The 26,473-nt window shown below is 71.7% G+C and carries 27 protein-coding genes and 1 pseudogene; 16 read left to right on the top strand and 12 right to left on the bottom strand.

The features are described from left to right. The first annotated feature begins 26 nt into the window (after positions 1-26). Positions 27-935 carry an acyltransferase domain-containing protein gene (locus tag GFD30_RS02130; RefSeq protein ID WP_153023579.1) on the top strand — a complete coding sequence of 303 codons (909 nt, stop codon included), beginning with the start codon at positions 27-29 and terminating at the stop codon, positions 933-935. A gap of 51 nt (positions 936-986) precedes the next feature. On the opposite strand, the gene GFD30_RS02125 is transcribed toward GFD30_RS02130, so the two are convergent. Continuing rightward, a complete protein-coding gene (locus GFD30_RS02125) occupies positions 987-1,472 on the bottom strand; it encodes a cupin domain-containing protein (RefSeq protein ID WP_153023578.1) in 486 nt (161 codons plus the stop codon). Positions 1,473-1,601: 129 nt separating this feature from the next. Between GFD30_RS02125 and GFD30_RS02120 the strand changes: the two genes are divergently transcribed. The 5 genes from GFD30_RS02120 (at position 1,602) to GFD30_RS02100 (ending at position 4,982) form a co-directional block, all read left to right on the top strand. After that, positions 1,602-2,105: an RrF2 family transcriptional regulator gene (locus tag GFD30_RS02120; RefSeq protein ID WP_153023577.1), complete on the top strand. Its 504-nt coding sequence runs from the start codon at positions 1,602-1,604 to the stop codon at positions 2,103-2,105. A gap of 9 nt (positions 2,106-2,114) precedes the next feature. Further along, positions 2,115-3,008, top strand: a complete 894-nt coding sequence (locus tag GFD30_RS02115; RefSeq protein WP_153023576.1) for a TIGR01777 family oxidoreductase — start codon at positions 2,115-2,117, stop codon at positions 3,006-3,008. A gap of 263 nt (positions 3,009-3,271) precedes the next feature. After that, a complete protein-coding gene (locus GFD30_RS02110; RefSeq protein ID WP_153023575.1) occupies positions 3,272-3,700 on the top strand; it encodes a hypothetical protein in 429 nt (142 codons plus the stop codon). A 20-nt stretch (positions 3,701-3,720) separates the two neighbouring features. Then, positions 3,721-4,308, top strand: coding sequence for a hypothetical protein (locus GFD30_RS02105; protein WP_153023574.1), 588 nt, complete (start codon positions 3,721-3,723; stop codon positions 4,306-4,308). A gap of 98 nt (positions 4,309-4,406) precedes the next feature. After that, positions 4,407-4,982 (top strand): hypothetical protein, encoded by a 576-nt coding sequence (locus tag GFD30_RS02100; protein WP_153023573.1) that lies wholly within the window; start codon positions 4,407-4,409, stop codon positions 4,980-4,982. Here GFD30_RS02100 and GFD30_RS02095 read toward each other — a convergent pair. After that, positions 4,939-5,961, bottom strand: coding sequence for an LLM class flavin-dependent oxidoreductase (locus tag GFD30_RS02095; protein WP_153023572.1), 1,023 nt, complete (start codon positions 5,959-5,961; stop codon positions 4,939-4,941). The genes GFD30_RS02100 and GFD30_RS02095 overlap by 44 nt on opposite strands. A 17-nt stretch (positions 5,962-5,978) precedes the next feature. After that, the gene (locus GFD30_RS02090; RefSeq protein ID WP_322632851.1) at positions 5,979-7,361 is read right to left on the bottom strand and encodes a class II 3-deoxy-7-phosphoheptulonate synthase; all 1,383 of its coding nucleotides are present in this window, start codon (positions 7,359-7,361) and stop codon (positions 5,979-5,981) included. 136 nt (positions 7,362-7,497) lie between these two features. Here GFD30_RS02090 and GFD30_RS02085 point away from each other — a divergent pair, with 136 nt between their 5' ends. From GFD30_RS02085 to GFD30_RS02075, 3 genes are all read left to right on the top strand, one after another. Beyond that, entirely contained in the window at positions 7,498-8,121 is a 624-nt protein-coding gene (locus GFD30_RS02085; RefSeq protein WP_322632850.1) for a cyclodeaminase/cyclohydrolase family protein, read from the top strand. Continuing rightward, positions 8,118-8,966 carry a bifunctional 5,10-methylenetetrahydrofolate dehydrogenase/5,10-methenyltetrahydrofolate cyclohydrolase gene (locus GFD30_RS02080; RefSeq protein ID WP_153023570.1) on the top strand — a complete coding sequence of 283 codons (849 nt, stop codon included), beginning with the start codon at positions 8,118-8,120 and terminating at the stop codon, positions 8,964-8,966. The genes GFD30_RS02085 and GFD30_RS02080 overlap by 4 nt, the downstream gene beginning before the upstream one ends. A 383-nt stretch (positions 8,967-9,349) precedes the next feature. Further along, entirely contained in the window at positions 9,350-9,736 is a 387-nt protein-coding gene (locus tag GFD30_RS02075) for a hypothetical protein (protein ID WP_153023569.1), read from the top strand. On the opposite strand, the gene GFD30_RS02070 is transcribed toward GFD30_RS02075, so the two are convergent. From GFD30_RS02070 to GFD30_RS02060, 3 genes are all read right to left on the bottom strand, one after another. After that, the gene (locus tag GFD30_RS02070; protein WP_153023568.1) at positions 9,716-10,198 is read right to left on the bottom strand and encodes a hypothetical protein; all 483 of its coding nucleotides are present in this window, start codon (positions 10,196-10,198) and stop codon (positions 9,716-9,718) included. The genes GFD30_RS02075 and GFD30_RS02070 overlap by 21 nt on opposite strands. A 242-nt stretch (positions 10,199-10,440) precedes the next feature. Beyond that, entirely contained in the window at positions 10,441-11,466 is a 1,026-nt protein-coding gene (locus GFD30_RS02065; RefSeq protein ID WP_153023567.1) for a 6-phosphofructokinase, read from the bottom strand. Between the two features lie 108 nt (positions 11,467-11,574). Next, positions 11,575-12,123 (bottom strand): polyadenylate-specific 3'-exoribonuclease AS, encoded by a 549-nt coding sequence (locus GFD30_RS02060; protein WP_322632849.1) that lies wholly within the window; start codon positions 12,121-12,123, stop codon positions 11,575-11,577. 328 nt (positions 12,124-12,451) lie between these two features. On the opposite strand from GFD30_RS02060, the gene GFD30_RS02055 reads away from it, so the two are divergent. Beyond that, on the top strand, positions 12,452-13,141 hold the full coding sequence (locus GFD30_RS02055) for a Crp/Fnr family transcriptional regulator (RefSeq protein WP_198667126.1): 690 nt from the start codon (positions 12,452-12,454) through the stop codon (positions 13,139-13,141). A 133-nt stretch (positions 13,142-13,274) separates the two neighbouring features. On the opposite strand, the gene GFD30_RS02050 is transcribed toward GFD30_RS02055, so the two are convergent. Then, positions 13,275-13,955, bottom strand: a complete 681-nt coding sequence (locus tag GFD30_RS02050; protein ID WP_153023769.1) for a lysophospholipid acyltransferase family protein — start codon at positions 13,953-13,955, stop codon at positions 13,275-13,277. Between the two features lie 210 nt (positions 13,956-14,165). Between GFD30_RS02050 and GFD30_RS02045 the strand changes: the two genes are divergently transcribed. Both GFD30_RS02045 and GFD30_RS02040 read left to right on the top strand, forming a co-directional pair. After that, a complete protein-coding gene (locus GFD30_RS02045; RefSeq protein ID WP_322632848.1) occupies positions 14,166-14,936 on the top strand; it encodes an alpha/beta hydrolase in 771 nt (256 codons plus the stop codon). Continuing rightward, positions 14,929-15,429, top strand: a complete 501-nt coding sequence (locus GFD30_RS02040; protein ID WP_153023565.1) for a hypothetical protein — start codon at positions 14,929-14,931, stop codon at positions 15,427-15,429. The genes GFD30_RS02045 and GFD30_RS02040 overlap by 8 nt, the downstream gene beginning before the upstream one ends. 196 nt (positions 15,430-15,625) lie before the next feature. Here the strand turns inward: GFD30_RS02040 and GFD30_RS02035 are convergent, their stop codons facing one another. Then, on the bottom strand, positions 15,626-16,255 hold the full coding sequence (locus tag GFD30_RS02035) for a hypothetical protein (protein ID WP_153023564.1): 630 nt from the start codon (positions 16,253-16,255) through the stop codon (positions 15,626-15,628). Further along, positions 16,252-17,604, bottom strand: a complete 1,353-nt coding sequence (locus GFD30_RS02030; RefSeq protein ID WP_227995755.1) for a flavin-containing monooxygenase — start codon at positions 17,602-17,604, stop codon at positions 16,252-16,254. The genes GFD30_RS02035 and GFD30_RS02030 overlap by 4 nt, the downstream gene beginning before the upstream one ends. 155 nt (positions 17,605-17,759) lie before the next feature. Here GFD30_RS02030 and GFD30_RS02025 point away from each other — a divergent pair, with 155 nt between their 5' ends. Together GFD30_RS02025 and GFD30_RS02020 are read left to right on the top strand one after the other, a co-directional pair. Next, positions 17,760-18,884, top strand: coding sequence for a cytochrome P450 (locus GFD30_RS02025; protein ID WP_322632847.1), 1,125 nt, complete (start codon positions 17,760-17,762; stop codon positions 18,882-18,884). Between the two features lie 121 nt (positions 18,885-19,005). Further along, positions 19,006-19,497, top strand: coding sequence for an NUDIX domain-containing protein (locus GFD30_RS02020; RefSeq protein ID WP_153023562.1), 492 nt, complete (start codon positions 19,006-19,008; stop codon positions 19,495-19,497). Positions 19,498-19,711: 214 nt separating this feature from the next. Here GFD30_RS02020 and bioD read toward each other — a convergent pair whose 3' ends face one another. From bioD to bioA, 3 genes and pseudogenes are all read right to left on the bottom strand, one after another. Then, complete coding sequence (gene bioD, locus GFD30_RS02015) at positions 19,712-20,347, bottom strand: dethiobiotin synthase (protein WP_322632846.1); 636 nt, start codon at positions 20,345-20,347, stop codon at positions 19,712-19,714. 23 nt (positions 20,348-20,370) lie between these two features. Beyond that, positions 20,371-21,449 (bottom strand): annotated as a pseudogene (locus GFD30_RS27725) (aminotransferase class I/II-fold pyridoxal phosphate-dependent enzyme). 338 nt (positions 21,450-21,787) lie between these two features. Next, entirely contained in the window at positions 21,788-23,110 is a 1,323-nt protein-coding gene (gene bioA, locus GFD30_RS02005; protein ID WP_153023559.1) for an adenosylmethionine--8-amino-7-oxononanoate transaminase, read from the bottom strand. Between the two features lie 397 nt (positions 23,111-23,507). Here bioA and GFD30_RS02000 point away from each other — a divergent pair, with 397 nt between their 5' ends. After that, the gene (locus GFD30_RS02000) at positions 23,508-24,806 is read left to right on the top strand and encodes an MFS transporter (RefSeq protein WP_153023558.1); all 1,299 of its coding nucleotides are present in this window, start codon (positions 23,508-23,510) and stop codon (positions 24,804-24,806) included. Between the two features lie 102 nt (positions 24,807-24,908). After that, entirely contained in the window at positions 24,909-26,153 is a 1,245-nt protein-coding gene (locus GFD30_RS01995) for an ornithine cyclodeaminase, nickel-pincer nucleotide-dependent (protein ID WP_322632844.1), read from the top strand. Positions 26,154-26,473: the final 320 nt, after the last annotated feature.

Below are 26,473 nucleotides of genomic sequence, written 5' to 3'. Positions count from 1 at the left end.
TGAAGGGGCCATCACCAGGAGATCGAATGACCCAGGACCTTCCCCAGGCAGGCGCCGTGCGGCCCTACCCCGGCCCCGACGCCGCCGCCGTCCGCGAGCTCCTGCTCGACTGGTGCGGCGCCGATCCCGAGGACGCCGCCGACGCGGTGCGCGCCCTCGGCGCCCTCGACGATGCCGCGCGCGAGCTGGCCGACCGGCTCTACCAGAGCATCGCCGCCGACATGGGCGGCAAGAAGTGGCTCTCCTGGCCCAAGCCGCCCGCCGACCACCCGCTCGTGGGCCTCTTCCCGATCCTCGCGGCCGTCCCGGACATGCTCGCGTTCCACACCGACCGCGGCGTCGACGAGGACCTGTCGCGGCGGGTCCTCGGCGATGTCGGCGAGAAGCTGCGGCTCAACCGCCGGATCTACGGCCGGGCCGGGCTCGACGTCGCCCACTGGTTCACCGGGCACGTGCGCGGCGCGCTGTACCAGCTCGGCCGGCTCCAGTTCTGCGTCGAGGGCCCCGACCCGAAGCCGTTCGCGGGGCTGCACATCCGCGGCGAGGGCGGGCCGCTCACGCTCGACGCCGTCCGCGACTCGGTCGAATGGGCCCTGGAGTTCCTGCCCGCGGTGTTCCCCGAGCGGTACGCCGGGCCCGAGGACCTGGTGTTCGTGTGCGACTCGTGGCTGCTCGACCCGCAGCTTCGGGACTGGCTCCCGGAGAAGTCGAACATCCCCGGCTTCGCGGCGCTGTTCACGCTCGAAGGCGAGGGCGACCCGGCCGGGAACCGCTCCGACCTGTGGCGCTTCGTGTTCGGCCGGCCCGAGGACACCCCGGTCGCGGAGCTGCCGCAGGACAACACGCTCCAGCGGTCGGTCCTGGCCGGGCTCAAGGCGGACGTGCAGTGGCGCAACCGCTTCGGACGCCTGGACCTCGCCCGGCTGGGGCTCTGACCTCCCGCACGGCCGCCTCGCTCCGCTGAGGCGGCCGTCGCCGTATTCGCCCTACGCGCGGGCGCGCTGCCACGCCTCGCTGGCGACGTAGTGGTTGTCGTACCGCTCCCCCGAGGCGGGGATCTCGGCCGGGTCGGCCTCGCCGGCCGCGACGCGTTCGAGCAGGCGGTAGTAGTCGAACCGGTCGGCCGCGGGGGTGAAGACCGCGAGCACGTCGGCGTCGAAGCCGCGGGCGGCCCCGAATGCGTGCGGCAGGCCCGCCGGGATCGAGACGAAGTCCCCCGCTTCGAGGACGATCACCTCGTCGCCGGTGAGGACCTGGAGCCGGCCTTCGATGACGAACACGGACTCGCTGGTCTTCGTGTGGAAGTGCGAGGGCGCGCCGTCGCCGCCGTCGGGGAAGGTCGAGCGGGTCACCGAGAGGGCGCCGCCGGTCGCGGAGGAGTCGGCGAGCAGGGTCATGACCGAGCGCTGCGCGTGGGCGAGGCGCTCGGCGGCGGCGGCGCGGGCGATGACGGGCTTCAGGATGGTGCTCATTGGGCCTCCAGTCGCGGTTCCGGCCCCTGCCGGAACTCATATCTAGATATTACTTATCTAGATAACGGATGTCAATGACCGTGCTCCACAGCACATCCAAAGGGAACCCGGACGGCTATCATCGTGGTTATGCGAATCAGCGAAGGCGTCGAATGGGCCGCGCACTGCTGCCTGCTGCTCGACTGGATGGGCATGGGCGACCCGGAGACGGCCGAGCCCGTCTCCACCGCCAGGCTCGCGGCCGGCTACGGCCTGCCGCCGGCCTATCTCAACAAGCAGCTCCAACCGCTCGTCAAGGCCGGCATCCTCACCTCCACCGCGGGCAAGAAGGGCGGCTTCCGGCTCGCGAGGCGCCTGCGGGACATCACCCTCATGGACGTCCTCACCGCGATCGAGGGCCCCGAGGAGGCGTTCCAGTGCGCCGAGATCCGGCAGCACGGCGTCTGGGCCGACGAACCCGCGTCGGTGTTCCGCGCCCCGTGCGCGATCGACACCGCGATGCGCACCGCCGAACTCGAATGGCGGCGGGCCCTCGCGGCGCAGACCCTCGCCGCGATCCAGCAGAACGCCGAACTCCAGGCCCCCGGTCTGCGCGCCCAGGTTCAAGACTGGTACCGCGAACCGAGGCCATAGGCTGTCCGTATGCGGATCGTCATCGCCGGGTCGAGCGGCTATCTCGGCAAGCCCCTGATGGAGGCCCTTGAAGGACTGGGCGAAGGCCACGACCTCGTGCGGCTGGTGCGCCACCGCCCCGACGAGGAGAACGAGATCGTCTGGGACCCCTACAAAGGGGCCCTCGACCCGCAGATCCTCGACGGCGTCGACGCGGTCGTCAACCTGTGCGGGGTGAACGTAGGCGGTCGGCGCTGGAACGCCGCGTACAAGCAGCGCATCGAGACCAGCCGGGTGGTCCCGACCGAGGTCCTGGCCGAGGCGGTGGCGGCGGCGAAGGTCCCGGTGATGGTGAACGCGTCCGCGGCCGGCTGGTACGGCGACCGCGCCGACGTCGAAGTGGACGAGTCCACCCCGGCCGCGGCCGACTTCCTCGGGCGGCTCTGCCTGAAGTGGGAGTCGGCGACCGCCGCAGCGGAGGAGTCGGGCGCACGCGTCGTCAAGCTGCGGACCGGCCACGTGCTGGGGCCCGAGAGCGTCCTGCTCGACCGGTTCGTGCCGGCCTGGAAGTGCTTCCTCGGCGGGCGCTTCGGCAGCGGCAGGCAGTACATGCCGTGGATCTCCTTGCGGGACTGGGTGAGCGCGGCCGTGACCGCGATCGAGGACGGATCAGTGCGCGGCCCGGTCAACATGGTCGGCCCCACGCCGGCGACGAACCGCGAGTTCACCAAGGCCCTGGGGGCGGTGGTCCACCGCCCCACGCCCTGGGTCATCCCGGGTTGGGCGGTCAAGATCGTCGCGGGCGAGGCCGCGATCGAGATGCTGCGCGGCGCCAGGATCAAGCCGGGAGTACTGCAGGCCAACGACTTCCAGTACCAGGACGAGACGGTGTTCGAGGCCCTGAGGTACGCCCTCCGCGACTGACCCTTTCACCACCTGAACGGCCCCGCCCATACGCGTGGCCGTTTTTCGTTGGCGCACCGGAAACGGACGCAGCTCACACGGATCCGCTCTTCCCGTCCGGGGGCGATGCAAGCTAAGTTGAACATGTTCAATCTTGAACATGTTCAACTAGCTCCCATGAACGGAGCCCCATGGAACCCTCACCCCCCACCCCGAATCCCGCCCCGATCCCCGCACCCGCCAGGCAGCTCGTACCCGGCACGGTCATCGCCGCACAGGTGCTCATGTGGCTGCACTTCGCCGTTGTTCCCTGCATGCTCGCCGCGATCGCAGTCGTCACGCTTCTCCGCATGGCCGATGTCGAAAGCGGCCCGATCACGGAGGACGAGGGGACTGCCATGCTGATCGCGAGCCTCGGTGCCCTGCTCATCACTGCAGCAGTACTGACCTTGGTCGGCGTCCTCGCCGTCAAGCTGCTCCGAGGCCGCCGCTGGGCGAGGACCGCAACGCTCGTATTCAACTCCGTTTGGATCGCGCTCGGGTTCATCGCCCTCATCGCGCCACTCGACTTCGTCCAGCCGATCCTCGCCGTCGGCTACGAAGGGGCCATAGCCGTCTGCCTGTGCACTCCCTCAGCGAAAGCCTGGTTCGCGAATCCCGACGCCCCATCGGAAGACGCTCCCGGCGCGGGCTGGACAGCGGGGAAGAAATGACGATGCCTTCACCGGACCCAGTGGAACCCGACGCCGAGCCGAAGGAGGCCGCCCTGGGTCCCGAACCGCCGGCTTCTTCCCCCATCCTCGACCGAATTTCCACGAAACGAAGGCACGATCATGGCCGTCCCCTCATGGTCCCCGACAGACCCGGCACTCTAATCGCCGCCCAGGTGTTCGTCGGCCTCCAAGCGGTGGCGCTCGTCTGCTGCGGCATACTGCCTGTGTTCTTCTGGTGGCCCGCTTTCATGGCGGCCGTCGTTTATTTCCTGCCCGTCGTCGGCGGAGGAGATTCATGGCTCTGGATCGCAATGGCGATCGTGCCGATCGGTGCCGCCGCCTATGCGGTCGTCACCATCATGAGACTCGGCAACGGCGACCGCCGAAGCCGGACCTGGGTCGGCGCCGGACTGGCGGTCCTCATCGCTCTCGCCGTTGCCGGTGCTCTGCTGATGTGGGTGAACGAACACGGCGGAATCAGACTCGCCGTCGTCTCGGCGCTGCCCTCGGTCCTACTCCAGTCGTTCGCCTGGATGTGCACCCACGTCGAACCGACGGAGCAGTGGTTTCGCGAATGCGAGTCGTACCTGGACGAGCGGAGACCGTAGTGCGCGATACCAACCCGGCTGGCCGTGGTTTCGCCGGTCATGAGCCGTTCGCTCGCGAGCCTTAGACTTTGGTGACCGCCCACCCGGAGGACCCGCCCATGTACACGCCGCCTGCCACGCCGCCCTCGACGCCGTTGCCTCCTGATCTGCTGCTCCGCAAGCCCGGCACCGTCACCGCCGCGCAGGTGATGCTGTGGCTCCAGTTCTCGTTCCTGATCTGCTGCGGGGCCGGGACGGGACTGGTCGGGCTGTTCTGGACGTCGGTGGATTTCTCCGACTTCGCGTTCGACCAGGACCTCACCGGGGGCATCGAGGACCTCGCCGCGCTCGTCACCGTCGTCATCGTCGCCACGATCGCGGTCGTGGTCCTCTACGGGATCCTCGCGGTCAAGATCGGGGCCGGCCGGCGCTGGGCGCAGGTCGTCACGATCCTGATCATGCTGGCGTCCATCGTGATCGGCTTCTTCGGCCTCTACGCCGGGTTCCGGACCGAGGACGAGGCCGGCGCGGCGGTGGACGGGTCGCGGCTGATCTGGACGCTGCTGGGCCTGTCGATGCCGCTGGTGACGCTCCTGTGCCTGTTCACGGGCTCGGCGAACCAGTGGTTCCGCCAGCGCGGCCGCGACCCGCTCAAGGGGATGCCGGCGCCGGCGCCCCAGTACCGGCCGTATTGAGGGCCGCGCCGAGCGCGGCGATGTTGTCGCGCACGGCTTCGGGGTCGCCGAGACCCTCGACGAGGAGGAGCTGGCGGGCGACGCCGGTCTTCTCCGCTGAGGCCGCGAGGCGTTCGGCCACGTGCGATGCGGGTCCGACGGCGTGGCGCTCGGTCATCCAGCCGACGTAGGCGCCGTGGTCGCGCTGGGCGCGGCCGGGCTTGAGGGACACGTACTGGCCGACGCCGCGGGTGAGCAGTTCGGTGAGGGACGCGCGGAGCCGGTCGGTCTGGGCGGGCGTGTCGGCGATCTGGGCGAGGTGGGTCGAGACGTGCTCGGCCGTGTCGGGGTCGTGGCCGGCGGCCTCGGCTTCGGTGCGCCAGGCGCGGAGGAGGGCGAGGTGGTCCTCGTCGGGGGCGTGCATGCCGAGCAGGAGCGGGAGGCCGAGTCGTCCGGCGAGGCGGGCGGTGCCTTCGCCGGTGGCGGCGACCCAGATGGGCGCGCCGGTGCCGGGGGGCATGACGCGGACGGGGAGGACGTCGAAGAATTCGCCCGAGTGGGCGACCTCGGTGTCGCCGGAGAGCCAGTGCGCGAGGAGGCGCAGGCCCTCGTCGAAGCCGTGCTCGTACCGGTCGAGGCCGGAGCCGAAGACGTCGAGGTCGATCCAGGGGCCGCCGCGGCCGACGCCGAGTCGGAAGCGGCCGGGTGCGAGGGCGTGGAGGGTGGCGGCCTCCTCGCCGAGGGCCACGGGGTGGCGGTTGGAGAGGACGGCGACGGCGGTGCCGATCTGGATCCGTTCGGTGGCGGCGAGGAGGTGGGCGGCCATGAGGGTCGCGGAGGGGCTGGCGCCGTACTCGATGAAGTGGTGCTCGGCGGTCCAGACGCCGTCGAGCCCTGATGCTTCCGCGTGGCGCGCGTAGGAGACGACTCGGCGGAGTGCTTCGGCCGGTGCGGTACCGGGGAAGACTCCGCCGAGCAGGAACACGTCGTGTGCACTCATGCACACCACTCTATGGGCTAGTGGCGCAGCATCTCCGCGACGAGGAAGGCGAGTTCGAGCGACTGCTGGGTGTTCAGGCGGGGGTCGCAGGCGGTCTCGTAGCGGTCGGAGAGCTGGTCGTCGCGGATCTCCTGGGCGCCGCCGACGCATTCGGTGACGTCTTCGCCGGTGAGTTCGATGTGGATGCCGCCGGGGTGGGTCCCGGTGCGGCGGTGGACTTCGAAGAAGCCGAGGACTTCGTCGACGACCTGGTCGAACGCGCGGGTCTTGTACCCGGAGGCGGATTCGTACGTGTTGCCGTGCATGGGGTCGCACTGCCATACGACCTTGCATCCGGCGGCCTGCACCTTCTCGATGATCGGGGGCAGGACGGTGCGGACGTTCTTGTGGCCCATGCGGGTGATGACGACGAGCTTCCCGGAGATGTTGTCCGGGTTGAGCTTCTGGCACATCTCGACGACGCCTTCGGGCGTGGCGGTGGGGCCGATCTTGCAGCCGACCGGGTTCGCGACGCGGGAGAGGAAGTCGATGTGGGCGCCGCCGAGCTGGCGGGTGCGCTCGCCGTTCCAGAGCATGTGCCCGGAGAGGGCGTAGGCCTTGCCGTTGAAGATGCGGGTGAGCGCCCGGTCGTATTCGATGGCGAGCATCTCGTGGGAGGCGAAGACCTCGGCGGTGTGGAGGTTCTCGTCCTCGACGCCGCAGGCGGCCATGAAGCGGACGGCGCGGTCGATCTCGCGGCCGATGGCCTCGTAGCGTTCTCCGGCCGGGGAGGTGCGGACGAAGTCCTTGTTCCAGTCGTGGACGGCCATGAGGTCGGCGAGGCCGCCGCGCAGGTAGGCGCGGAGCATGTTCATGGTCGCGGCGGAGTTGGCGTAGGCGCGGATCATGCGCTGCGGGTCGCAGACGCGGGCCTCTTCGGTCGCTTCGAGCGAGTTGAACATGTCGCCGCGGTAGACGGGCAGGCCGAGCGAGTCCTTCGCGGCCGAGCGCGGCTTGGAGTACTGGCCGGCGACGCGGCCGACCTTGACGACCGGCAGGGACGCGCCGTAGGTGAGTACGACCGCCATCTGGAGGAGCGTGCGCATGTTGGCGAGGACGTGGTGCTCGGTGTTGTCGATGAAGGTCTCGGCGCAGTCGCCGCCCTGCATGAGGAAGGCGCGGCCTTCGCAGACCTCGGCGAGGAGGGAGCGCAGGTGCTCGACCTCGTAGGGGGCCACGATCGGCGGGACCCCGGCGAGGACGCCGGCGACGTCTTCGACCTCGGCGTAATCGGGCCACGGTGGAACCTGCTCTCGGGGCAGGTCCCGCCAGGCGTCGAGCTGATAGCGCTCGGCTTCGGCCTCGTCGGCGACGACGGGGACGAGGCCGGGGTTTCGCAGGTCATGCCATTGGCGGTTCACGCCGATATCGTACGCGGACCGCGGGGGCGGGGCGACCTTGAAGTCCCATGTGTCGGACATGCGGGGCGCGAGGTGGCGCGACACACTGGCCAGCGCGGAGACATCCCACCTTTGGCGGCGAGTCTAGGCTGGTCGGGTGCGCAAGACGACGATTGAAGAGTGGCTGTCCGACCTCGCGTCGGAGCGGCCGGCGCCCGGTGGGGGCGCCGCGGCGGGGGTGAACGCGGCCATGGGCGCGGCCCTGGTCTCCATGGTGTGCAACCTGACGATCGGGAAGCCGAGGTTCGCGGAGCACGAGGCGGTGATGCGGGAGGTCCTGGCCGAGGCCGAGCGGCTGCGGCTGGAGGCGCTCCAGCTGGCGGAGGACGACGCGGAGGCGTTCTCGGGCGTGGTCGCGGCCTACAAGCTGCCGAAGTCCTCGGACGAGGAGAAGGCGGCGCGGACCGCGGCGATCCAGGCGGGCCTGGTCGAGGCGGCGGCGGTGCCGCTCGCGGTGGCGAAGGTCGCGGCCGCGGTGATCAAGCTGTCGGGCCGGATCCTGGAGGGCTCGAACCCGAACGTGCTGTCGGATGTCGCGGTCGCGGCGTCGGCGGCGAAGTCGGCGCTGGAGTCGGCGGCGCTGAACGTGGACATCAACCTGGTGTCGATCAAGGACCCGGCCGAGCGCGAGCGGCTTGCGGAGGCGCTCAACGAGTCGCTCCAGGCGAAGGTGCAGGCCGAGGCGATCATGCAGGCCGTGGCGAAGCGGATCCGGGCATGAGCGACATCGACGGGCGCGCGGTCGCCAAGCAGATCCGCGCGGAGGTGGCCGCGGCGGCGGCGAAGCTGCGGGCCGACGGGACCGCGCCGACCCTCGCGGTGGTCGTGCCGACCGACGACGAGGGCACGGCCTGGTACGTGCGGTCGATCAAGAAGGCCGCCGAGAAGGAGGGCGTCGACTGCCGGGTCGAGCAGCTCGACGCGCCGGGCCGCGACGAGATCGTCGCGAAGCTCCAGGAGCTGTCGGCGGACCCTGACGTGCACGGGGTCATCTGCCAGACGCCGCTTCCCGAAGGGGTGACGCTGGCCGAGGTCGGCGGGCACATCAGCCCGTTGAAGGACATCGACGGCGCGAACGCGACGAACCTGGGCCGCCTCGCGGCGGGCCTGCGGACGTGGGCTCCGGCGACGGCCGCGGCGGTCCTGGAGCTGCTCAAGCACGAGGACCTGACGCTCTCGGGCGCGCGGGCCGTGGTCGTCGGGCGATCCACTGTGGTCGGGAAGCCCGCGGCGCTGCTGCTGCTCAACGAGTCCGCGACCGTGACCGTGTGCCACTCGCGGACGAAGGACCTCGCGGCGGTCTGCCGCGAGGCCGACGTCCTGGTGGCGGCGGTGGGCCGCGCGGGCATGATCGGCGCCGACTTCGTCAAGCCGGGTGCGACGGTCATCGACGTGGGCACCAACCCGACCGACGACGGCGGCCTGGTCGGCGACGTCGACTACGCGGCGGTCTCGGCGGTGGCCGGGCGCTTGACGCCGGTTCCCGGCGGGGTCGGCCCGGTGACGACGGCGCTCCTGCTGCGCCACACGATCGAAGCGGCGGAGCTCTCGAAGACGCATCCGTAACCGCTGCACTGCACGGTGAACCGCCGGCGGCCCGAGACGGGCGGCCGGCGGTTCGCGTATCCGGACGGCAGGTCCGCCGGTGCCGGCGGCGCTAGCGGTCCGCTCGGCAGCTCGCCGGGTCGGCCCCGCGGTCGGGGACGTCCGCCGTCGCCCGGCGCGGCTCGAAGCCGACGTCCGGTTCGCCTTCCGCAATCCGCGCGGCCGGGGGCCGCTCCCGCCGTGCCGGGTGCCTTGCGAGTGGATCGCGGCGCCGCGCGTGGTGGGCGCGTCCGGTCCGGCCCCCGCCCCGGCCTCGGGAAATATCGCCCAAGTGGCGGATACCCGACAGACAGGAGCGACGAGCGCACGTAGCGTTAAGTCCTCCCATGCAAAGGAGGTCCCGAATGACACGTCGTCTCGCCTTCGTGGCGACCGTCGCCGCCATGATCCTGGCGGTGTCGAGCCCGGCGATGGCGTTCCAGCACGACAGGGTCCACAACCCCGTCGTCCACTGGGCGCTCGACATCGCGACCCTCGCCATCGTGGTCGCGCCGATCTGGACGGCGCTGCTGTGGGGGCGGGGCCGGAGCAAGTGGCTGCTGGCGGGCCTGATCGCCGTCGTACAGGTGCCGGTGGCGGTCCTCGGCTTCACACCGGGGGCGTCGGCCCTCTTCGCGGGCAGCGGCCTGTTCCTGGGGCTGGCGATCACGGTCGCGGCGATCGTCTACACGCGGCGGGCCGCGCGCCTGGAGAGCGCCCAGGCGAAGGCTCTAGCCGCGGAAGGCGACTGAGCCCGGCCCGGGAGCGGCCGGATCGGCAGAGCCCGCTCCGACCGGGCGCGCGGTGACCGCGCCCGTCACAACTCGATCAGGATCCACGAGGTACCGCCGGGCCGACGTGCCCGAGCCCAGCTCGAACCCGCAGGCCCGGTCGCCGTCGAGGAGCACCCGCAGCAGCGGGCAGCCTCCGAAGGGGCCGTCGAACCCGCCCGTGCCGGGGTCCCGGTAGGCGTGCCACGAGCAGTGCGCGTCGCCGACCCAGCCCCAGGCCCGGTGGGTCTCGGCCCCGCCGAACCGGTACACGCCGACGCTGAGCAGCCGGTCCCCGGCCGGGCGCCGGTAGAAGTCGGCGTCGAGACCCGGCACGGGCACGCCGCCGAAGTCGACGTCCACGAGGGTCTTCCGAAATGTGAAGTCGGCGAGATGCGGGATCTCGCCGATTTCCTTCAGAGGTTCCGCCTCTGCATAAGCCACGGGCACACCGGGTCTAACGACCGGGCGTGCCCGTGGTTGCGCATTCGCAGTACTTTGTGGCCGGTCCGCCTTCAGCTCCCCTTCAGGAACCCCGGGCCAGGGCCGAAACCGGGGGCCTTCCCCGCGGCATCGAACGGCTCTCGCCGTGCCCTGGCCCGACACGTCGCTTCAGCTCCCCTTCAGGATCACCGAGCTACGGTCGAAACCGGGGGCCCTCCGCCCAGACCGGCGTTCGGCGTGCGCTACACGCCGAAGAAGACCTCGGCGTCGGCGTAGCGCTCGACCGGCACGGTCTTGAGCACGTCGGTGCCCTCGTGGATCGGGATGCGCACGACGTTGGTGCCCTGGAGCGCCATCATCTTGCCGAAGTCGCCCTCGTTGACCGCGTCGGCGGCCTCGAGGCCGAGACGGGTCGCCAGCACGCGGTCGAACGCGGTCGGGGTGCCGCCGCGCTGCAGGTGGCCGAGGATGATCGCACGGGTCTCGATCTCCGCGCGCTCCTTGATCTCCGCCGCGACCCAGTCGCCGACGCCGCCGAGCTTGACGTGGCCGAACGCGTCAACCTCGCCGTCCTTGAGCACCATGCCGGTCTCGGCGTGCGCGCCCTCGGAGACCGCGACGATGGTGGCCTTGCCGGCCTCCTTGCGCTCCTTGACGAAGTTCGCGACCTTCTCGATGTCGAACGCGACCTCGGGGATGAGGACCACGTTCGCGCCGCCGGCGATGCCCGCGTGCAGGGTCATCCAGCCGGCGTGGCGGCCCATGATCTCCACGACGATGCAGCGGTCGTGCGAGTCGGCGGTCGTCCACAGCCGGTCGATCGCCTCGGTCGCGATGTTCACGGCCGTGTCGAAACCGAACGTGTAGTCCGTGCCCGACAGGTCGTTGTCGATGGTCTTCGGCACGCCGACGCAGTTGACGCCGTCGGCGGTCAGCTTCGTGGCCACACCCAGGGTGTCCTCGCCGCCGATCGCGATGAGCGCGTCGACGCCCAGCGCGGCCATGTTCTTCTTGATGGCCTCGACGCCGCCCTCGATCTTGTAAGGGTTCGTGCGGGAGGAGTGGAGGATGGTGCCGCCCTGGTCGAGGATGCCCTCGACCACGTCCCAGTCCAGCGGCTGCGTGATGCCCTCGATCGGGCCCCTCCAGCCGTAGCGGAAGCCCACGAACTCGTGGCCGTATTCCTTGGTGCCCTTGCGGACCGCGGCTCGGATGACCGCGTTGAGACCGGGGCAGTCGCCGCCGCCGGTGAGCACGCCAATGCGCATGCGTCTAACTCCCTAGTAGTGAGGACTTAACTGGGCGGCCTCATTGCCGAAACACCGCCCACCATATATCGGGGCCCGGGAGCGGCGACCAGGGGTTCCGGGACGCGATCAGCGGTGGGACTCGACCGCGCCCGCACGGTCGCCGCGGGCCGCCTCGAGCGCCTTCCAGCGGGCCAGGTTGAGCTTCGCGTCGGTCAGGGCGTCGTGCATGTCGGCGTCGGGGGTCACGGGCAGCTCGGGGCGGCCCAGGTCCTCCCAGCGCTGGCGCAGGTCCTTCGTCATCCGCGGCAGCGCCCGCGGCAGCTCGGGCATCGTGCCCCAGAGCTGCGCGAACACGACGTGGTCGTACGCGCCGATCCACGCCCACAGCTCGATGCGCTCCCCCGGGTGGCTGCCGGTCTTGCGGCGCACCGGCGCTACGAGGAACTCGTACAGCTCGTCGCGGATCGTGGCCCGGTCCTTCCACAGGTGACTCGAGGGGGCCGGGAGCTTGTCGAGGACGTTGCGGCGCACCCACTCGATCGCCCGCGACGGGTCGAACTCGGTCGACACGGCGTAGTACTCGCGGCCGCGCTCGTCCACCACGGCGATCGAGACCAGGTCGATGGTGCGACCGTCCTCGATGAACTCGGTGTCGTAGAAGTAGCGGTACGCCACGCATCGGCCTTTCGTATGATCACGGGCGGGCTGTTCGGACCATCTTGGGACCCGCCCGTATGTCGCCGGACTCGAGTCGACGCTACGCCATACGATCAGGCAGCCGGAATCTGACCTCGCAACCTCCATACGAGAACGCTGATACCGGACAATCAACGCTAAAGCACGTAGACTCGATCGTACGCTCGGCCGAGCGACAAGTGCACCGTCTGGACACACCACCCAACGGAGCGTGAAGTTTCCGACACTGGGCCCTGTACAACGACGGAAAAGACAGCGATCATCGGAGGGAACCCGCGGACCCGGGACCCACCGAAGGGGGAGAACTATGGGTGTCAGCCCATCTGAAGACCCGCTTGCAGGCGTCGCCATGTTCGCCGGCCTCGACCCGCAGGCCAGGCGGCAGATCGCGGGGGTGGCGGTACAGCGCCACTACCGGCGCGGGCACCTGCTGTTCTTCGAAGGCGAGCCGGGCGAGTCGCTCATCATGATCCGCTCGGGCGCCGTCAGCGTCTTCAGGACCGCGGCCACCGGCGAACGGGCGATGCTCCACGTCGCGCGCGCCCCCGAAGTCCTCGGCGAGGTCTCCCTCCTGGACGGATCGCCCCGGTCGGCCAGCGCGGAGGCGCTGGAGGACACGTCGGCGCTGGCGCTGGCGCGCTCGTCGTTCCTGGAGCTGGTGCACGGCAACCCGAAGATGCTCGACGCGGTGCTGCGGTCGATGGGCATGATCGTGCGGCGCCTGACGGAGCAGTCGTCCGACCATGTGTTCCTGGACCTGCCGGGACGGGTGGCGAAGACCCTGGTGCGTTTGGCGGAGCAGCATTCCTCGCCGATGACGACGATCGAGCTGAACCAGACGCAGCTCGCCGAGATGGCCGGCGGCTCGCGCCAGAGCGTCAACCAGGCGATAGGGATCTTCGCGAACCGCGGCTGGCTGCGGACGGAGGGCCGCAAGATCGTGGTCGTGGATCTGCCGGCGCTGCGAAGGCGGGCAGGCTTCGGGGGACCCGAATAGAAGGCACGGCGGGGGACCCGAATAGAAGGCACGGCGGGGGACCCGAATAGAAGGCACGGCGGGGAGCCCGAATAGAAGTACAGCGGGAGCGGATCGGATCGGTTGAGAACTCAGGCGCGGCGCGGGCGGCGGGTCACCCCTTCTGTCCGCGTTCTTTGATCTTCGCGGCGTACTCGTCGACGTAGTCCTGGCCGGAGAGTTCGCGAAGGGCGTCCATCACCTCGTCGGTGACGGCGCGCTCGATGAACCGGTCGCCGACGAGGCCGCGGTAGCGGTTGAAGTCGAGCGGGGCGCCGAACTTGATGCGGACGCGGCCGATGCGGGGGATGCGGCGTCCGATGGGCTGGAGCTCGCCGGTGTTGAGCATGGCGACGGGCACGACCGGGGCGCCGGTCTGGAGGGCGAGGCGGGCGACGCCGGTCTTGCCGCGGTACAGGCGCCCGTCGGGGGAACGCGTGCCTTCCGGATAGATGCCGAAGAGGCGGCCCTCGGAGAGGACCCGCTTACCGGTGTCGAGGGAGACGTTGGCGGCTTCGCCGCCGGCGCGGTCGACGGGGATGGCGCCGACGGCGTTCATGAACGTCCGCACGAACCAGCCCTTGAAGCCGGTGCCCGTGAAGTACTCCTCTTTCGCGATGAAGGTGACCCGGCGCCGCTTCACGACCAGGGGCATGAAGAAGGAGTCGGTCACGGCGAGGTGGTTCGAGGCGAGGATCGCCGGACCCTCCTCGGGCACGTGCTCGAGCCCTTCGACCTTCGGGCGGTAGACCACCCACAGCAGCGACCCCAGTGTCGCCTTCAAGAACCACCACATGATCACGCGTTCAAGCGTATCGGCATCGGTCAATTCAGCCCATGGCGTGGGCCTGCGCGCGGAGCGACGGGCCCGCGAGCGGTGGCATCGCGGCGCGGGCGCGTGCGAGAATGGGCACGCAGCGCGAAAAGGGACCTCCCCGGTTGCGGCATCGGTGCCGCGGCGGGACCGGCCCGCGCCCGCCCGTCACTCAGCGATCCTGGAGGCCGCGTGCCGATCGATTCCGAGGAGTTCAGGTTCGACCTCGGCCCCGACGCCAAGGCGACGATGCTGCTGTGCCACGGATTCACGTCGGATCCGGCGTCGATGCGGCCGTGGGGCGAGTATCTGCGGGACGAGGGCTTCAACGTCATCGCTCCCCTCCTGCCCGGCCACGGCGACACGTGGCAGGTGCTGGCGAAGGCGACGTGGCAGCAGTGGTACGCCCGGCTGGAGGAGGCGCTCGACGAGGCGCTCGCCCTGGGGCTGCCGGTGTTCGCGGGCGGGTTGTCGATGGGCGGGTCGCTGACGCTGCGGCTGGCCGAGCAGCGCGGCGGGGACCTCGCCGGACTGGTGCTGGTGAATCCGGCGATCTTCGACGACAAGCCGCACGGGTTCCTGGCGCCGGTGCTGCGGTACGTGATGCCGAGTGTGTCGGCGATCGGCTCCGACTTGAACAAGCCCGACGCGCGGGAGAAGACGACGTCCCGGACGCCGGTGGCGGCGTACGCGTCGCTGCGGCGGCTGTGGAAGGTGACGCGGCCGGAGCTGGCGCGCGTGACCGTGCCGCTGCGGATCTTCACGAGCGCCGAGGACCACGTGGTGAGCCCGCGCAACAGCGCGGTGATCCGGGCCGGGGTGCGCTCGAAGGACGTGGAGTCGACAGTGCTGCCGCGCAGCTTCCATGTGGCGACGCTCGACTACGACGCGCAGACGATCTTCTCCGGAAGCGTCGCGTTCATGGACCGGCAGCTTGCGAAGGCGCGGAGCGTCCATGACTGACCGTGGCGAGGAGCCGGAGCGCAGCGAGCAGGAGGACGGCCGGGAGGGCGAGCTCCTGCCGGAGGACGTCGACCGGCGGTTCAACGAGCTCGTCAAGGGCCTCGAGGAGCAGGGCGTCGGCCTGTCGAAGGGCCTTGACGCGGAGGAGCGCGCGGCGGACGCCGCGCCGGCGACTCCCCCGGCGTCGTCGCCGTCCGATGAGGAACCGACGCTGCTGGAGCTGTGGGACGCCGAGCTGCCCGACGACGAAGAGGACGATTACGACCCGCCGGAACCGCCGCCGGTGCCGTGGCCGAGCCTGCCCGCCGTGGGCGGAGTGCTGCTCATCATCGCGGGTCTGGCGCTGCTGGTGAACCCGGGCATCGCCCCGCTGGGGACGAATCCGGGCCGCCTGGTCGGTTTCGTCGGGTTCCTGATGGGCGTGTGGCTCCTCATCAGCCGCCTCCGCCCGGACAAGGACGCGGACGACACCGACGACGGCGCCGTCGTCTGACCTTGCGGCGCTTCAGCTCCGCTTCAGGTTCACCGCGCTAGCTTGGAAACCGGAGGCCCTTTCCCGACGCCCCGACGCGCCTTCAGCGTGCACACCGGTCAGCGGCCGCTTCAGCTCCGCTTCAGGTGCCGCACGCTAGCGTTGCAACCGGGGGCCCTTCCCCAGGGCTCCGGCGGGCCTTCGGTGTGCGCCGGGGTCAGTCCTTCCTGGCGAGCCAGGAGAGGATCGCGTCGAGGAGCCCTTCGGCGCCGGCGCCTTTGAAGACGTCGTCGGGGGATCCGGCGAAGGTCAGGGGCGCGGTGCCGTAGGCGGCGGCGACGGCCTGGACCTCCTTCGACTGGGTCTCAGACTCGGCGACGACGATGAGGACCGGCGGGCCGCCGACCGGGGTCGGGGGCTGCTTCGGGACCTTCTGCGGGGACACCAGGACCAGCCCGGCGGCCGGGTAGCGGCCGGCGGCGAGCGCGGCCCAGGCCGCGCCCTCCTTGTGTCCGATGAGGACCGTCTGGCGGGGCACTGTGACCGCCGCCTGCACGAGGTCGTGGGCGCGGGCCTCGAGGCCGCCCTCGGCGGCCGGCGTGCCGCCCTGGCCGCGCACGCTCACCGCGGCCGCGTACCGGCCGGTGGTCGCGATCCGCTTGAGCCACAAGGCGTTGAACGCGGAAGCGCCGGCCGGGTCGCCGGTGCAGCACAGCACCGGGCTGGCCTCGGGGTCGTCCTTGACGTCCATGTCGAAGAGGTCGGCGGGCTCGAAGAACGCGTACTCGCGCTTGACGGGGGCGGGCGCGGGAGTGCGGGCGCGCCGGACCCAGGCGGCGAGGCTCATTTGGCGGGCTCCTGTTCGAGGGTGTCGATGATGCGGCCGAGGCTGGCGAGGTACTCCTCCGCGTCCACGGCGAGCTGGTGCCGCGGCGAGGACCCGGCGGGCCGGGCCGTGTCCTGCTCGGCCTCGCTGCGCACCTGGAGGCGGAAGTTCGCCGCGCGCTCGGGGTCGCTCTTGCGCACCAGGAGCCAGTGGGCGATGGCGTGGGTCTGCCAGTGGACGATCGGCAGGACCCCGACACCGGGTTCGACGAGCCCGGCGACGGCGAGCGTCTCCATTCGCGGAGAGAACATGCGCGCGTACAGCTTCGGGTACGGCGAGTCGCCCTCGATGCCGAGCAGGCGCGGCTCCACCGACGTGAACTTCGGCCGGTAGCCGGTGGCGAGGACGACCAGGTCGGGGCGCATCTCGCTGCCGTCGACGAAGACCGCGTCGAAGCCGTCGAAGCGGGCGATCTCGCCGCGGCGCTGGATGGACCCGTCGCCGACGTGCTCCATGTACCGGCCGTTGCGCACCGGCTCCTCTTCGGACGGACTCCCATCGGCGGCCACGCCCATGCGGGCTGCGAGCCGCGCCGGTCCTTTGAGGAGTCGGTCGGTCAGGAAGCGGCGCAGGTACTTCGGGCGCGAGTTCAACCGTGCGAGCGCGTAGTCCGCAGGCTCGCCGCCGAGGTACTTCGGCAGGTGCCAGGAGCCGCGGCGGACAGAGTGGACGCAGCTCGCGGCGTTCACGGCGGCCTCGCAGGCGATGTCGGCGCCCGAGTTGCCGCCGCCGACGACGAGGACGTGCTTGCCGCGCAGGCGCGACGGGTCCTTCAGCTGCGAGGAGTGGAGGACCGTGCCGCGGAACTGGTCGAGGCCCGGGTACGACGGCAGGTTCGGGGCCCAGTGGTGTCCGGTGGCGATGATGACCGCGGCGTAGCGCAGCCGGCGGGCGGCGTTCCCCGCGGCGGGCTTGACGACCACCTCGAAGCGGGAGCCCTCGACGGGTTCGACGTGGGAGATCTCGGAGCCGTACCAGATGTGCTCGGACAGTCCGAAGTGCTTGGCGTACGAGGTCAGGTAGGCGAGCATCTGGGCCGCGGACGGGTAGTCGGGCCAGTCGTCGGGCATCGGGAAGTCGGGGATCTCGGTCTGGGACCGGGAGGTGACCAGGTGCGTGTTCGGGTAGAGCGGGCTGTGCTGGTTCTGCGGGTTCCACAGGCCGCCGAGGACGGTGTCCCGCTCGTAGCAGTCCACTTCGAAGCCGTTCTCGCGGAGGTTCTTGACCGCGATGAGGCCCGACGCTCCGGCGCCGATCACGCAGACGGCCTCGCCGCGGTCGTACGCGGCCTGGGAGGAGTACTCCTGCAAGGGAACGGTCTCCTTCTGTGGGCATTGCTCTTGCCGGACGAGCCATCGGCGCGGCTCGCCGACAGGCATCGCTGTCCGGGGTACAAGGCGCCGAAAGGCTGAGAGCAGATTACCGTGAGCGGACCTCGTACTTTCGGGGGAGGTAGGCTGCGCCCGTGCTCTTGGAGCTGTGGAAACATCCGCGGCCCGCCGTCCCGGTGTTCCGGCGCGACGGGCAGGTCGTGGTCGCCTCGCACCGCCTCGCCCGCGAGGTCCTCGCCGACCGGGAGCGGTTCTCCGCGGCGAACGCCCTCGACGCCGTCGTCCCGATCCGGGCCGCGTCCCTGCGCGTGCTCGCCTCCCACCGCTTCCGGCTCCCGGCCACCCTGGCCAACAACGACACCGCCTCGCACGCGCCGATCCGCGAGCGCTACGGGGAGGTCTTCGCGCCCGCGCGCGTGGCGGCCCTGCGGCCGTGGCTGACCGGCCTGGCCCGCCGAACCGCGGCCGGCGTGGCGTTCCGGCTGCGCGCCGGCGAGGCGGTCGACCTGGACGCGGCGGTCTCCTCGGAGATCCCGCTCGCGGCGCTCGCACGGTTGATGGACCTCCACGACTCCGCCGCGACGGCCGAGGTCAAGCGGTTCAGCCGCGCGGCCCTGGAGCTGTTCTGGGGCGACCCGGGCCCCGAGCGCCAGCGCGAGCTGGCCGCGACCGTCGGCCCGTTCCATGCGCTGCTGCGCGGCTGGGCGGCCGAGTCGACCGGCGCCACCGGGGACGTCCTGGAGGCGTACGGCGAGGACGCGGCGACGGCCGCACTGTTCTTCCTGCTGGTCGCGGGCCAGGAGACGACGTCGCAGTTCCTCACGCTGCTGCTGCACCGCCTGGTGGAGGAGCCGGGGCTGCTCGAGTCCGCGCCTGGCCTGATCGTCGAGGAGGGGCTGCGGCTGCTGCCGCCGATCACGTCGTGGCGGCGGGTCGCCTTGCGCGACACCGAACTCGGCGGCGTACCGGTCCGGGCGGGCGACTCGGTGCTGGTGTGGCTGGCGGCGGCCGGCGCGGACGAGGGCGTGGCCGAGTGCCCCGCGGCGATGGTCCCGGGACAGCGCGGCTCCCGCCGCCACCTGGCGTTCGGCGCCGGCGCGCACCGCTGCCTCGGCAGCCAGCTCTCGCGGCTGGAGGCGGAGGTCGTGGTGGCCGAACTGGCGCCGCTGCTCCCCCGCTGCGTGGTGGTGGCGGCGCCGGTGAGCGATCCGAACCTGTCGTTCCGGATGCCGAGCCCGCTCGTGGTGCGGCTGCGCTGAGGCGTCAGGCGGTGCTCACGGGCGCCGGCGGTCGTCCGTGTCGGGCGCCCACCGGACCGGCGCCGCCGCTGCCCGCTCGTAATCGGTTGCCGCGCAAGCGTTCGGCTGCAAGGCTGTCGGCATGCCTGAAATCCTGGAGTTCCGCCAGCGCGGCGCCGCCTACGTCCTCCGCCGATCGCCCGAACGGGCCGGAATCGAGGTCCTCGTGATGCTCCACCGGGACCAGCCGGAGGCCGGCGTCCAGATCCCGGGGGGCGGCGCGCGGCCGGGCGAGACGCCCGGTGAGACGGCGATGCGCGAAGCGGTCGAGGAGACCGGCGTCCGGGGCCTCGTGTTCGGCGAGGTGATCGGCAGCAAGCTGATGGCCGTGCCGGAGTGGCGCGATCACGACTACCAGGTGACCACCTACTCGTGGATGGCCACTGAGGACCCGCGGGCGGCGTGGGACCACACGGTCGTCGAGACCGGTGACGGCGACGACGGGCTGCGCATGCGCTGCGAGTTCCGGCCGGTCGAGGCGTCGGGCATCGACTGGGGCCTGGACTGGCTGCTCGGGTTCGCGGTGCCGAGGTTCGCGGCGTTCGGGGAGCTCGCGGCCCGGGTGCCGGCATAGAGCGGCGGGACTGCGGAAGGTCTTGCACCGGGCGGCGATGCGAGCGCCGGGGGTAGGGGCGCCCGCATCGCGTTGATATGGCCCATTGGGTCATATCGCTGACAAATGTAGCGGAGTCCGGCAACTCCGCTGCCGGAGTGCGCCGGGTTGCGCGCCTTGCGAAGGGCGGGACGGATCGAGCAGCGGTCGGCTCACGGCGGCAGTCGGGGGCCGGTCAGGGCCGCGGGTCCGGTTCGGGCAGGTCGAACCATTCGCCGGCGGCGAGGCGGAACACTTCGGGCGCGAGGGCGGCGGCGCCGTCGGGGATCCAGCCGAGGCGCGGCCCGGGGAGGTCGATGAGGTTCTCGTACTCGGCGATGCCGGGGTTGAGCGGCCAGGCGCCGAGGACGACGGCGGCGTCGACGCTGCGGCGGGCGAGGGCTTCGAGGGTGAGCGCGGTGTGGTTGAGGGTGCCGAGGCCGGCGCGGGCGACCACGACCGCGGGGCAGCCGAGTTCGACGGCGAGGTCGCGGGCGGTCCAGCCGTCCTGTCCGAGTTGGACCAGGAGGCCGCCGGCGCCTTCGAGGAGGACCACTTCGGCCGGGGAGTCGAACGCGGCGTCGACGGCTTCGGCGAGTTTGAGGAGCGGCAGGCCGCTGCGGCGGGCGGCCGCGAAGGGCGCCAGCGGGTCCGGGTACGAGGCGAGCGCGCGGGCGGGGGCGCCGGAGAGGCGCGTGATCTCGGCGGCGTCGTCATCGTCGCCGGTCTGGGCGATCTTGATGACGTCGACGCTGCGGCCCTGCCGGATGAGCGCGGCCGCGAGGGCGGCGGCGGTGACGGTCTTGCCGACGCCGGTGTCGGTGCCGGTCACCAGGACCGGGCCTTGGAACGGGATCACGGACGTGCCTCCAGGACGGTGTCGAGGGCGGCCGCGAACTCGGCCGCGGGGACGCCGGTGTTGACGGTGATGCGCAGGCGGGAGCGGTGGTCGGGGGTGGACGGGGGCCGGAAGCAGCCGACGGCGACGCCGCGGGCGGCGCATCGCGCGGCCCATTCGGTGGCGGCGCGGGCGTCCCCGGCGGGCGGCGAGCACACGCCGGCCGCGGGCGCGGGGGCGTCCAGGACGCGGCGGCGAGGGCGGCGCGGCGGGCGAGTTCGGTTCGGGCGCTGTCGGATTCGCGGGCGACCGCGAGCGCCGCGGCGGCGCCGGCGATCACTGCGGGCGGCGGGGCGGTGTCGTAGATGAAGGTGCGGCCGGTGTCGTGGAGGTGGCGGCGCAGGACGGCGGGGCCGGCGACGATTCCGCCGGCGGCGCCGAGGGCTTTGGAGAGGGTCGCGGTGACGACGATGCCGGGGTCCCCGGCGAGCCCGGCGGCGGCGACGCCTCCGGCGCCGTGCGGGCCGACGGTGCCGACGGCGTGGGCTTCGTCGACGAGGAGGAGCGCGCCGTGGGCGCCGGCGAGGGCGAGGAGCTCGCGGAGCGGTGCGGCGTCGCCGAGGACGGAGTAGACCGATTCGACGGCGACGAGCGCCGGTCTGAGGGTGCGGAGCCGGTGTTCGAGGTCGTCGAGGTCGTTGTGCGCGAAGGTCTCGGCGCGGCGGCCGGCGAGTCGTGCGGCGTCGTGGAGCGAGGCGTGCGCGTGGGCGTCGAGGAGCACCGGCCCGGCCGCGAGCGCCGCGACCGCGCCGAGGTTGGCGAGGTACCCGGAGGAGTAGAGGACGGCGGTCTCGGTGCCGGTGTGGCGGGCGAAGTCCGCTTCGAACGCTTCGTGGAGCGGGGTGGTCCCGCGCACGACCCGCGACCCGCCCGCGCCGAGCCCGTGCTCGGCGAGCGCGGCGGCCGCGGCGCCGAGGACGTCGGGGTGGCGGGAGAGCCCGAGATAGTCGTTCCCCGCGAGGTCGACGGCGTCCGCACGGACCCGGGCGGTCCGGGTGAGCCCGGCCTTGGCCCGCAGGTCCGCCTTGCGCGCCAACCGGTCCCAGACGGCGGGTACGGCCGGGGCCGCCGGCGGCGCTGCCGGGGTCCGCGCGGGTTGCGGCTCCGCCTGCGGCACTGCCGGGGTCCGCGCGGGTTGCGGCGGCGGCGCCTGCGGCTCCGACCCGGGGGGAGGGGAGGCGGCCGTGAAGGCGGGGCGCCGTGCGAGGCGCTCGGCGAGCGCGGCCCGCGCCTGCGGCGAACCGCCCGGCCGCGGTTCCGACTGCAGCTCCCACTGTGGCGTTGCATGCGGCGCTGGATGCGGCTCCGCGCGCGGCTCGGTCGCGCCCGGCGGCGCGATCGGCCGCGGCGCGGCGGTCGGCTCCGGTTCCGGGGTCATGCGCAGACCTCGTCGATCGCGGCGTCGAGGGCGTCGACGAGGAACTCGGTCTCGGTCTCGCCCAACGTCAGCGGGGGCATGAGGACGACGGTATCGCTCAGGGGGCGCAGCCAGACGCCGCGGTCGCGGGCGGCCTGGCAGACGCGGAAGCCGGTGCGGTCGCCGACCGGGGCGACCTCGACGCCGATCATCGTGCCGAGGCGGCGGACCTCGACGACCCCGTCCTTCGCGGCGACCGGTTCGAGCAGCTTCCCGAGGCGCTCGCCGAGGCGCGCGGCCTGGCCGACGACGTCCTGCTCCCCCATGACGCGCAGGTTCGCGAGCGCGGCGGCGCAGCACAGCGGGTTCGCGGTGTAGGTGTGGCCGTGGAAGAACGTGCGGGGGGCCCGGTCGCCGGGGCGGCTCAGGAACGCCTCGTAGACGTGCTCGGCGGCGAGGACCGCCGACAGGGGCAGGTACCCGCCGGTGATGCCCTTGCCGCAGACGAGGAGGTCGGGGACGACGCCGGCGTGCTCGGCGGCCCACATGCGGCCGGTGCGGCCGAAGCCGGTGGCGACCTCGTCGAAAATCAGGAGCGCGCCGGTGGCGTACGCGAGTTCCCTTGCGGTGCGCAGGAATTCGGCGTCGTAGTCGAGCATCCCGGCGGCGCCCTGGACCATCGGCTCGACGATGATCGCGCACACCTGGTCGCCGTGCTCGCCCATGACCGAGCGCAGCCGGGCGTCCGCGACGGCGCCGCGGTCGGGTCCGAGGGCGCGGTCGCCGGGCGAGGGGACGCCGATGGTCTCCAGCAGCAGCGGCCGGTACGCCTCGTGGAAGAGCTCGTGGCCGCCCACGGCGACGGCGCCGAGGGTGTCGCCGTGGTAGGCGTGCTCGAGGCGCACGAACCTCGACCGGGGGTGCCCGGTCTGGGCCGAGTACTGGTAGGCGATCTTGAGAGCGGCCTCCACCGCCGAGGAGCCGTCCCCGGCGTAGAAGACCTTCGTGAGCTCCGGGTCGTCGCTCTTGGGGGCCAGGGCGATGAGGGCTTCGGAGAGCTCGATGCCGGGCGTGTGGGTGGTGCCGAGGAACGTCGAGTGGTCGAGCTTCGCGAGCTGGGCGGCGATCGCGGCGTTGATCTCGGGGTGGCCGTGCCCGAGCGTGGTCGTCCACAGTGAGGAGACGCCGTCGAGGTGGCGGCGGCCGTCGACGTCGATGAGCCAGGGCCCCTCGGCGCGCTCGACGACCGTGGGGTCGTCGGCGGTCCAGGTGGCGTGCTGGGTGAAGGGATGCCAGACGGCGGCGGCGTCCCTGGCGATCCAGGAGGCACTGGCGGACATCGAGGTCTCCTTTATTGGGTTCCTACAAAGACCATTGGAGGATACCGTCGAGGGTTCGCCGGATTCGGGCCATCCACTGTTATCCGGCCGAGGCCCGGCGCGCCCCTCCTCAAGGAGCGGGACTACGCTGAGCGCGGATTTGCGAGGTCGGCCCGAACCCCCCGCGTCCGTCCGAGTTTTTACACTTTGAACACAGTGCGACGCTTGACAACCTCCAGCGCCACCGGCAGACTGGTGACACTTGCGGCAATCGCGGAGGATTGTCACTTACCGCCCCTTCAGGTATCGCACCCCCCGGCGACACTCACGGTGCGCGGGCCCCGCCCGCTCCGCCGACCGAGCCGAGCCGCCGTCGCCGACGCGGGCGCTCGGAACGTGGAATGGCAGGGAAGGCCCCGTGTCTGACGAGAACACCAAGGCCGCCGGTCCGGTCGGCGACCCGCCTGAGGCCGACCGCCGCCCCCGGTTCTCCGACGTCTTCGGCGACCGGGAGGCCGCCGCGTACCTGGGGGCGTTCTGCCTGTCCAACGCCGGCGCCATGCTCAACCGGGTCGCCGTCACCTACCTCGTGTGGGAGCGAACCGACTCCTCGGCGCTCGCGGTCGCCTCCTTCGCGATCAGCTTCGCCCCCTACCTCGGCCTCGCCCAGGTCCTCGGCGCCGTCGTCGACCGCTACGCCTACCGCAACGTCATGGTGGCCTGCGACATCCTGCGCGCGGCCCTCATCGCCCTCCTGCTCATCCCCGGCATGCCGGTCCCGGCGATGATGGCCGTCGTGTTCGCGGTCGCCGCCGTCCAGCCCGCGTACAACGCCGCGCGCACCGCGACCCTCGCCCAGATCCTCACCGGCGACCGGCTCTCCACCGCCATCGCGCTGACCTTCAGCGTCGCCGCCGTCGCCCAGATCGTCGGGTACCTCGCGGGCGGCCTCCTCTCGTCGATCGACCCGTACACGGCGCTCACGGTCAACGCGGTCCTGTTCGCCGTCAGCGCCGTCGCCGTGGCCGCCCTGGTCCGGTTCCGGCCCAGCGCCAACAAGCGCGAAGAGCGCCGCCACGTCCTGTCCGAGACCGCGGACGGGCTGCGGATGCTGCGCGACAGCAAGGTCCTGCGCACGGTCTCGTTCGGGATCTGGGGCCTGTTCGCATTGACCGCGGTCCCCGAGGGCGTCGCGGTGCTGTGGGCCGCGCACCTGCACGGGGACTCCACGACCCAGGGCCTCATCATGGCCGTCGACGCCGCCGGCGCGGTCGTCGCGACCCTCGTGTTCACGCGGTTCGTGCGGCCCTCGGTCCGGGACCGGCTCATCCGGCCCCTCGCGTTCCTCGGGCCGATCGTGCTGGCCTCGGCGCTCCTCGACCCGCCCCTCGCCGGCGTGCTCGTCATCGCGGTCGGCGCCGGCGTCGCGAACATGATCATGGCCCCGATGAACGCCACGCTCGCGCAGTGCATCCCCGAGGGCTGGCGCGGCCGCGTCGTCGCCGCCGTCAACTCCGGGCTCCAGCTCAGCCAGGGCGCCGCCATCGCCGCCGTCGGCCTCGTCGCCGAACTCGGCGTGCCCGTGCCGTACGTCGTCGGCGTCTGGGGGCTCGTCGGATTCGCGATCCACGCGCTCATCACCCGCGGCTGGCCGAGCAGCGAGGAGATCGCCGCCGCGAAGGCCGCGAGCGCACCGCCGCAGCCGGCCGCGTCCTGACCGTCCGGCCCCTGGCGGCGGAGCACCGGCCGGCCGGGAGCTAGGCTCGATCCGGCGCCGCCCGTGCCGGGCCGCGGCGCCGGACGCGACAGGAGCACCAACGTGGAACACGCAATGACCATCGAGCTGCGCGGGCACCTCATCGACCAGGGCGTCTTCGCCCGCGTCATGGACGACGTGCTGGAGTACTCGGGGGCCTATTCGATCGACCGCTTCGACGTGGGGCGGCACCACACCGACGAGTCGTACGCGCAGCTCACCGTCTCGGCCGAGACGCCGGAGCTCCTCGAGCGGATCATCATGCGCCTCCAGACCCACGGCGCGAACCCGCTCGAACCCGGCATCGCCACGCTCAAACCGGCCCCGCGCGACGGCGTCTTCCCCGAGGACTTCTACTCCACCACCAACTTCGACACCCAGATCCGCCTCAACGGCGGCTGGATGAACGTCGAGAACTCCGAGATGGACTGCGGCATCATCGTCTCCGAGGACCGCAAGCGCGCCTGGACCCTCCCGGTGTCGGACGTGCGCGCCGGCGAGCTCGTCGTCTGCGGCGGCGAGGGCGTCAAGGTCCTCCCGCTGCCCGAGCCCGCGCGCCGCAGCCCCGAGTCCTCGAACTTCGAGTTCATGAGCGGCGGCGTCTCCTCCGAGCGGCCCCAGGCGCTCCAGGTCCGCCAGATCGCCCAGCACATGCGCGAGGTCAAGGCCCGCGGCGAGAAGATCCTCTGGGTCGGCGGCCCCGCGATCGTCCACACCGGAGCCGGGAAGGCGCTCGAGGCGCTCATCAACGAGGGCTACGCCGACGTCGTCTTCGCCGGGAACGCCCTCGCCGCCCACGACATCGAGTCGAACCTGTTCGGCACCTCGCTCGGCGTCGACCTCGACAAGGGCCACGGCGTCCCGCACGGCCACGAGCACCACATCCGCGCGATCAACAAGATCCGCACCTGCGGCTCCATCGCCGAGGCCGTCGAGCAGGGCGTCCTCAAGGGCGGCATCATGCACGCGCTGGTCAAGAACGGCAAGCAGTTCGTCCTCGTCGGCTCCGTCCGCGACGACGGGCCGCTCCCCGATGTCTACACCGACGTCATCGAGGGCCAGCGCGCCATGCGCGCGGCCCTGCCGGGGGTCGGCTTCGCGATCATGGTCGCGACCATGCTGCACTCGATCGCGACCGGGAACCTCCTGCCCGCGAAGGTGCCGCTGGTGAGCGTCGACATCAACCCGGCGACGGTCACGAAGCTCGCCGACCGGGGCTCGGCCCAGGCGATCGGCGTCATCACCGACATCGGCCTGTTCTGCGAGCAGCTCGCGGGCGAGCTGGTCGTCGGCTACAAGCGGGACTGAGCTTCTGAGCCGCATCTGAACGGGATCGGGGCGGTCGGCGCATGCCGGCCGCCTCTCCTCGTGGACGCGTGCCCCGCCGCGATCGGTCGTGCGGGTCGCTCGCGATCGCCGCAGTTACCGTCCACAGCCCCCACCCACCCTGAGGGGACCGTAGCGCCCAGCATTGCCCGGGGGTCCGACAAAACCGGGGGCCCGCGGCAGGGAAGTCACCCCTTCGTGGCGATCTCCGGGTGGGGAGCGCTTTCCATTCCGCGGTTCGCCCGCTATGATCCCATTAAATCGATTCATTTCAATATCTGGATTGAAACGTTCGAATCGAT

This window comes from Glycomyces albidus (assembly GCF_009451885.1).
Taxonomy (GTDB): domain Bacteria; phylum Actinomycetota; class Actinomycetes; order Mycobacteriales; family Micromonosporaceae; genus Glycomyces; species Glycomyces albidus.
The sequence above is the reverse complement of the archived record's forward strand: the minus strand, read 5'-3'. Positions and strand labels throughout refer to the sequence as shown.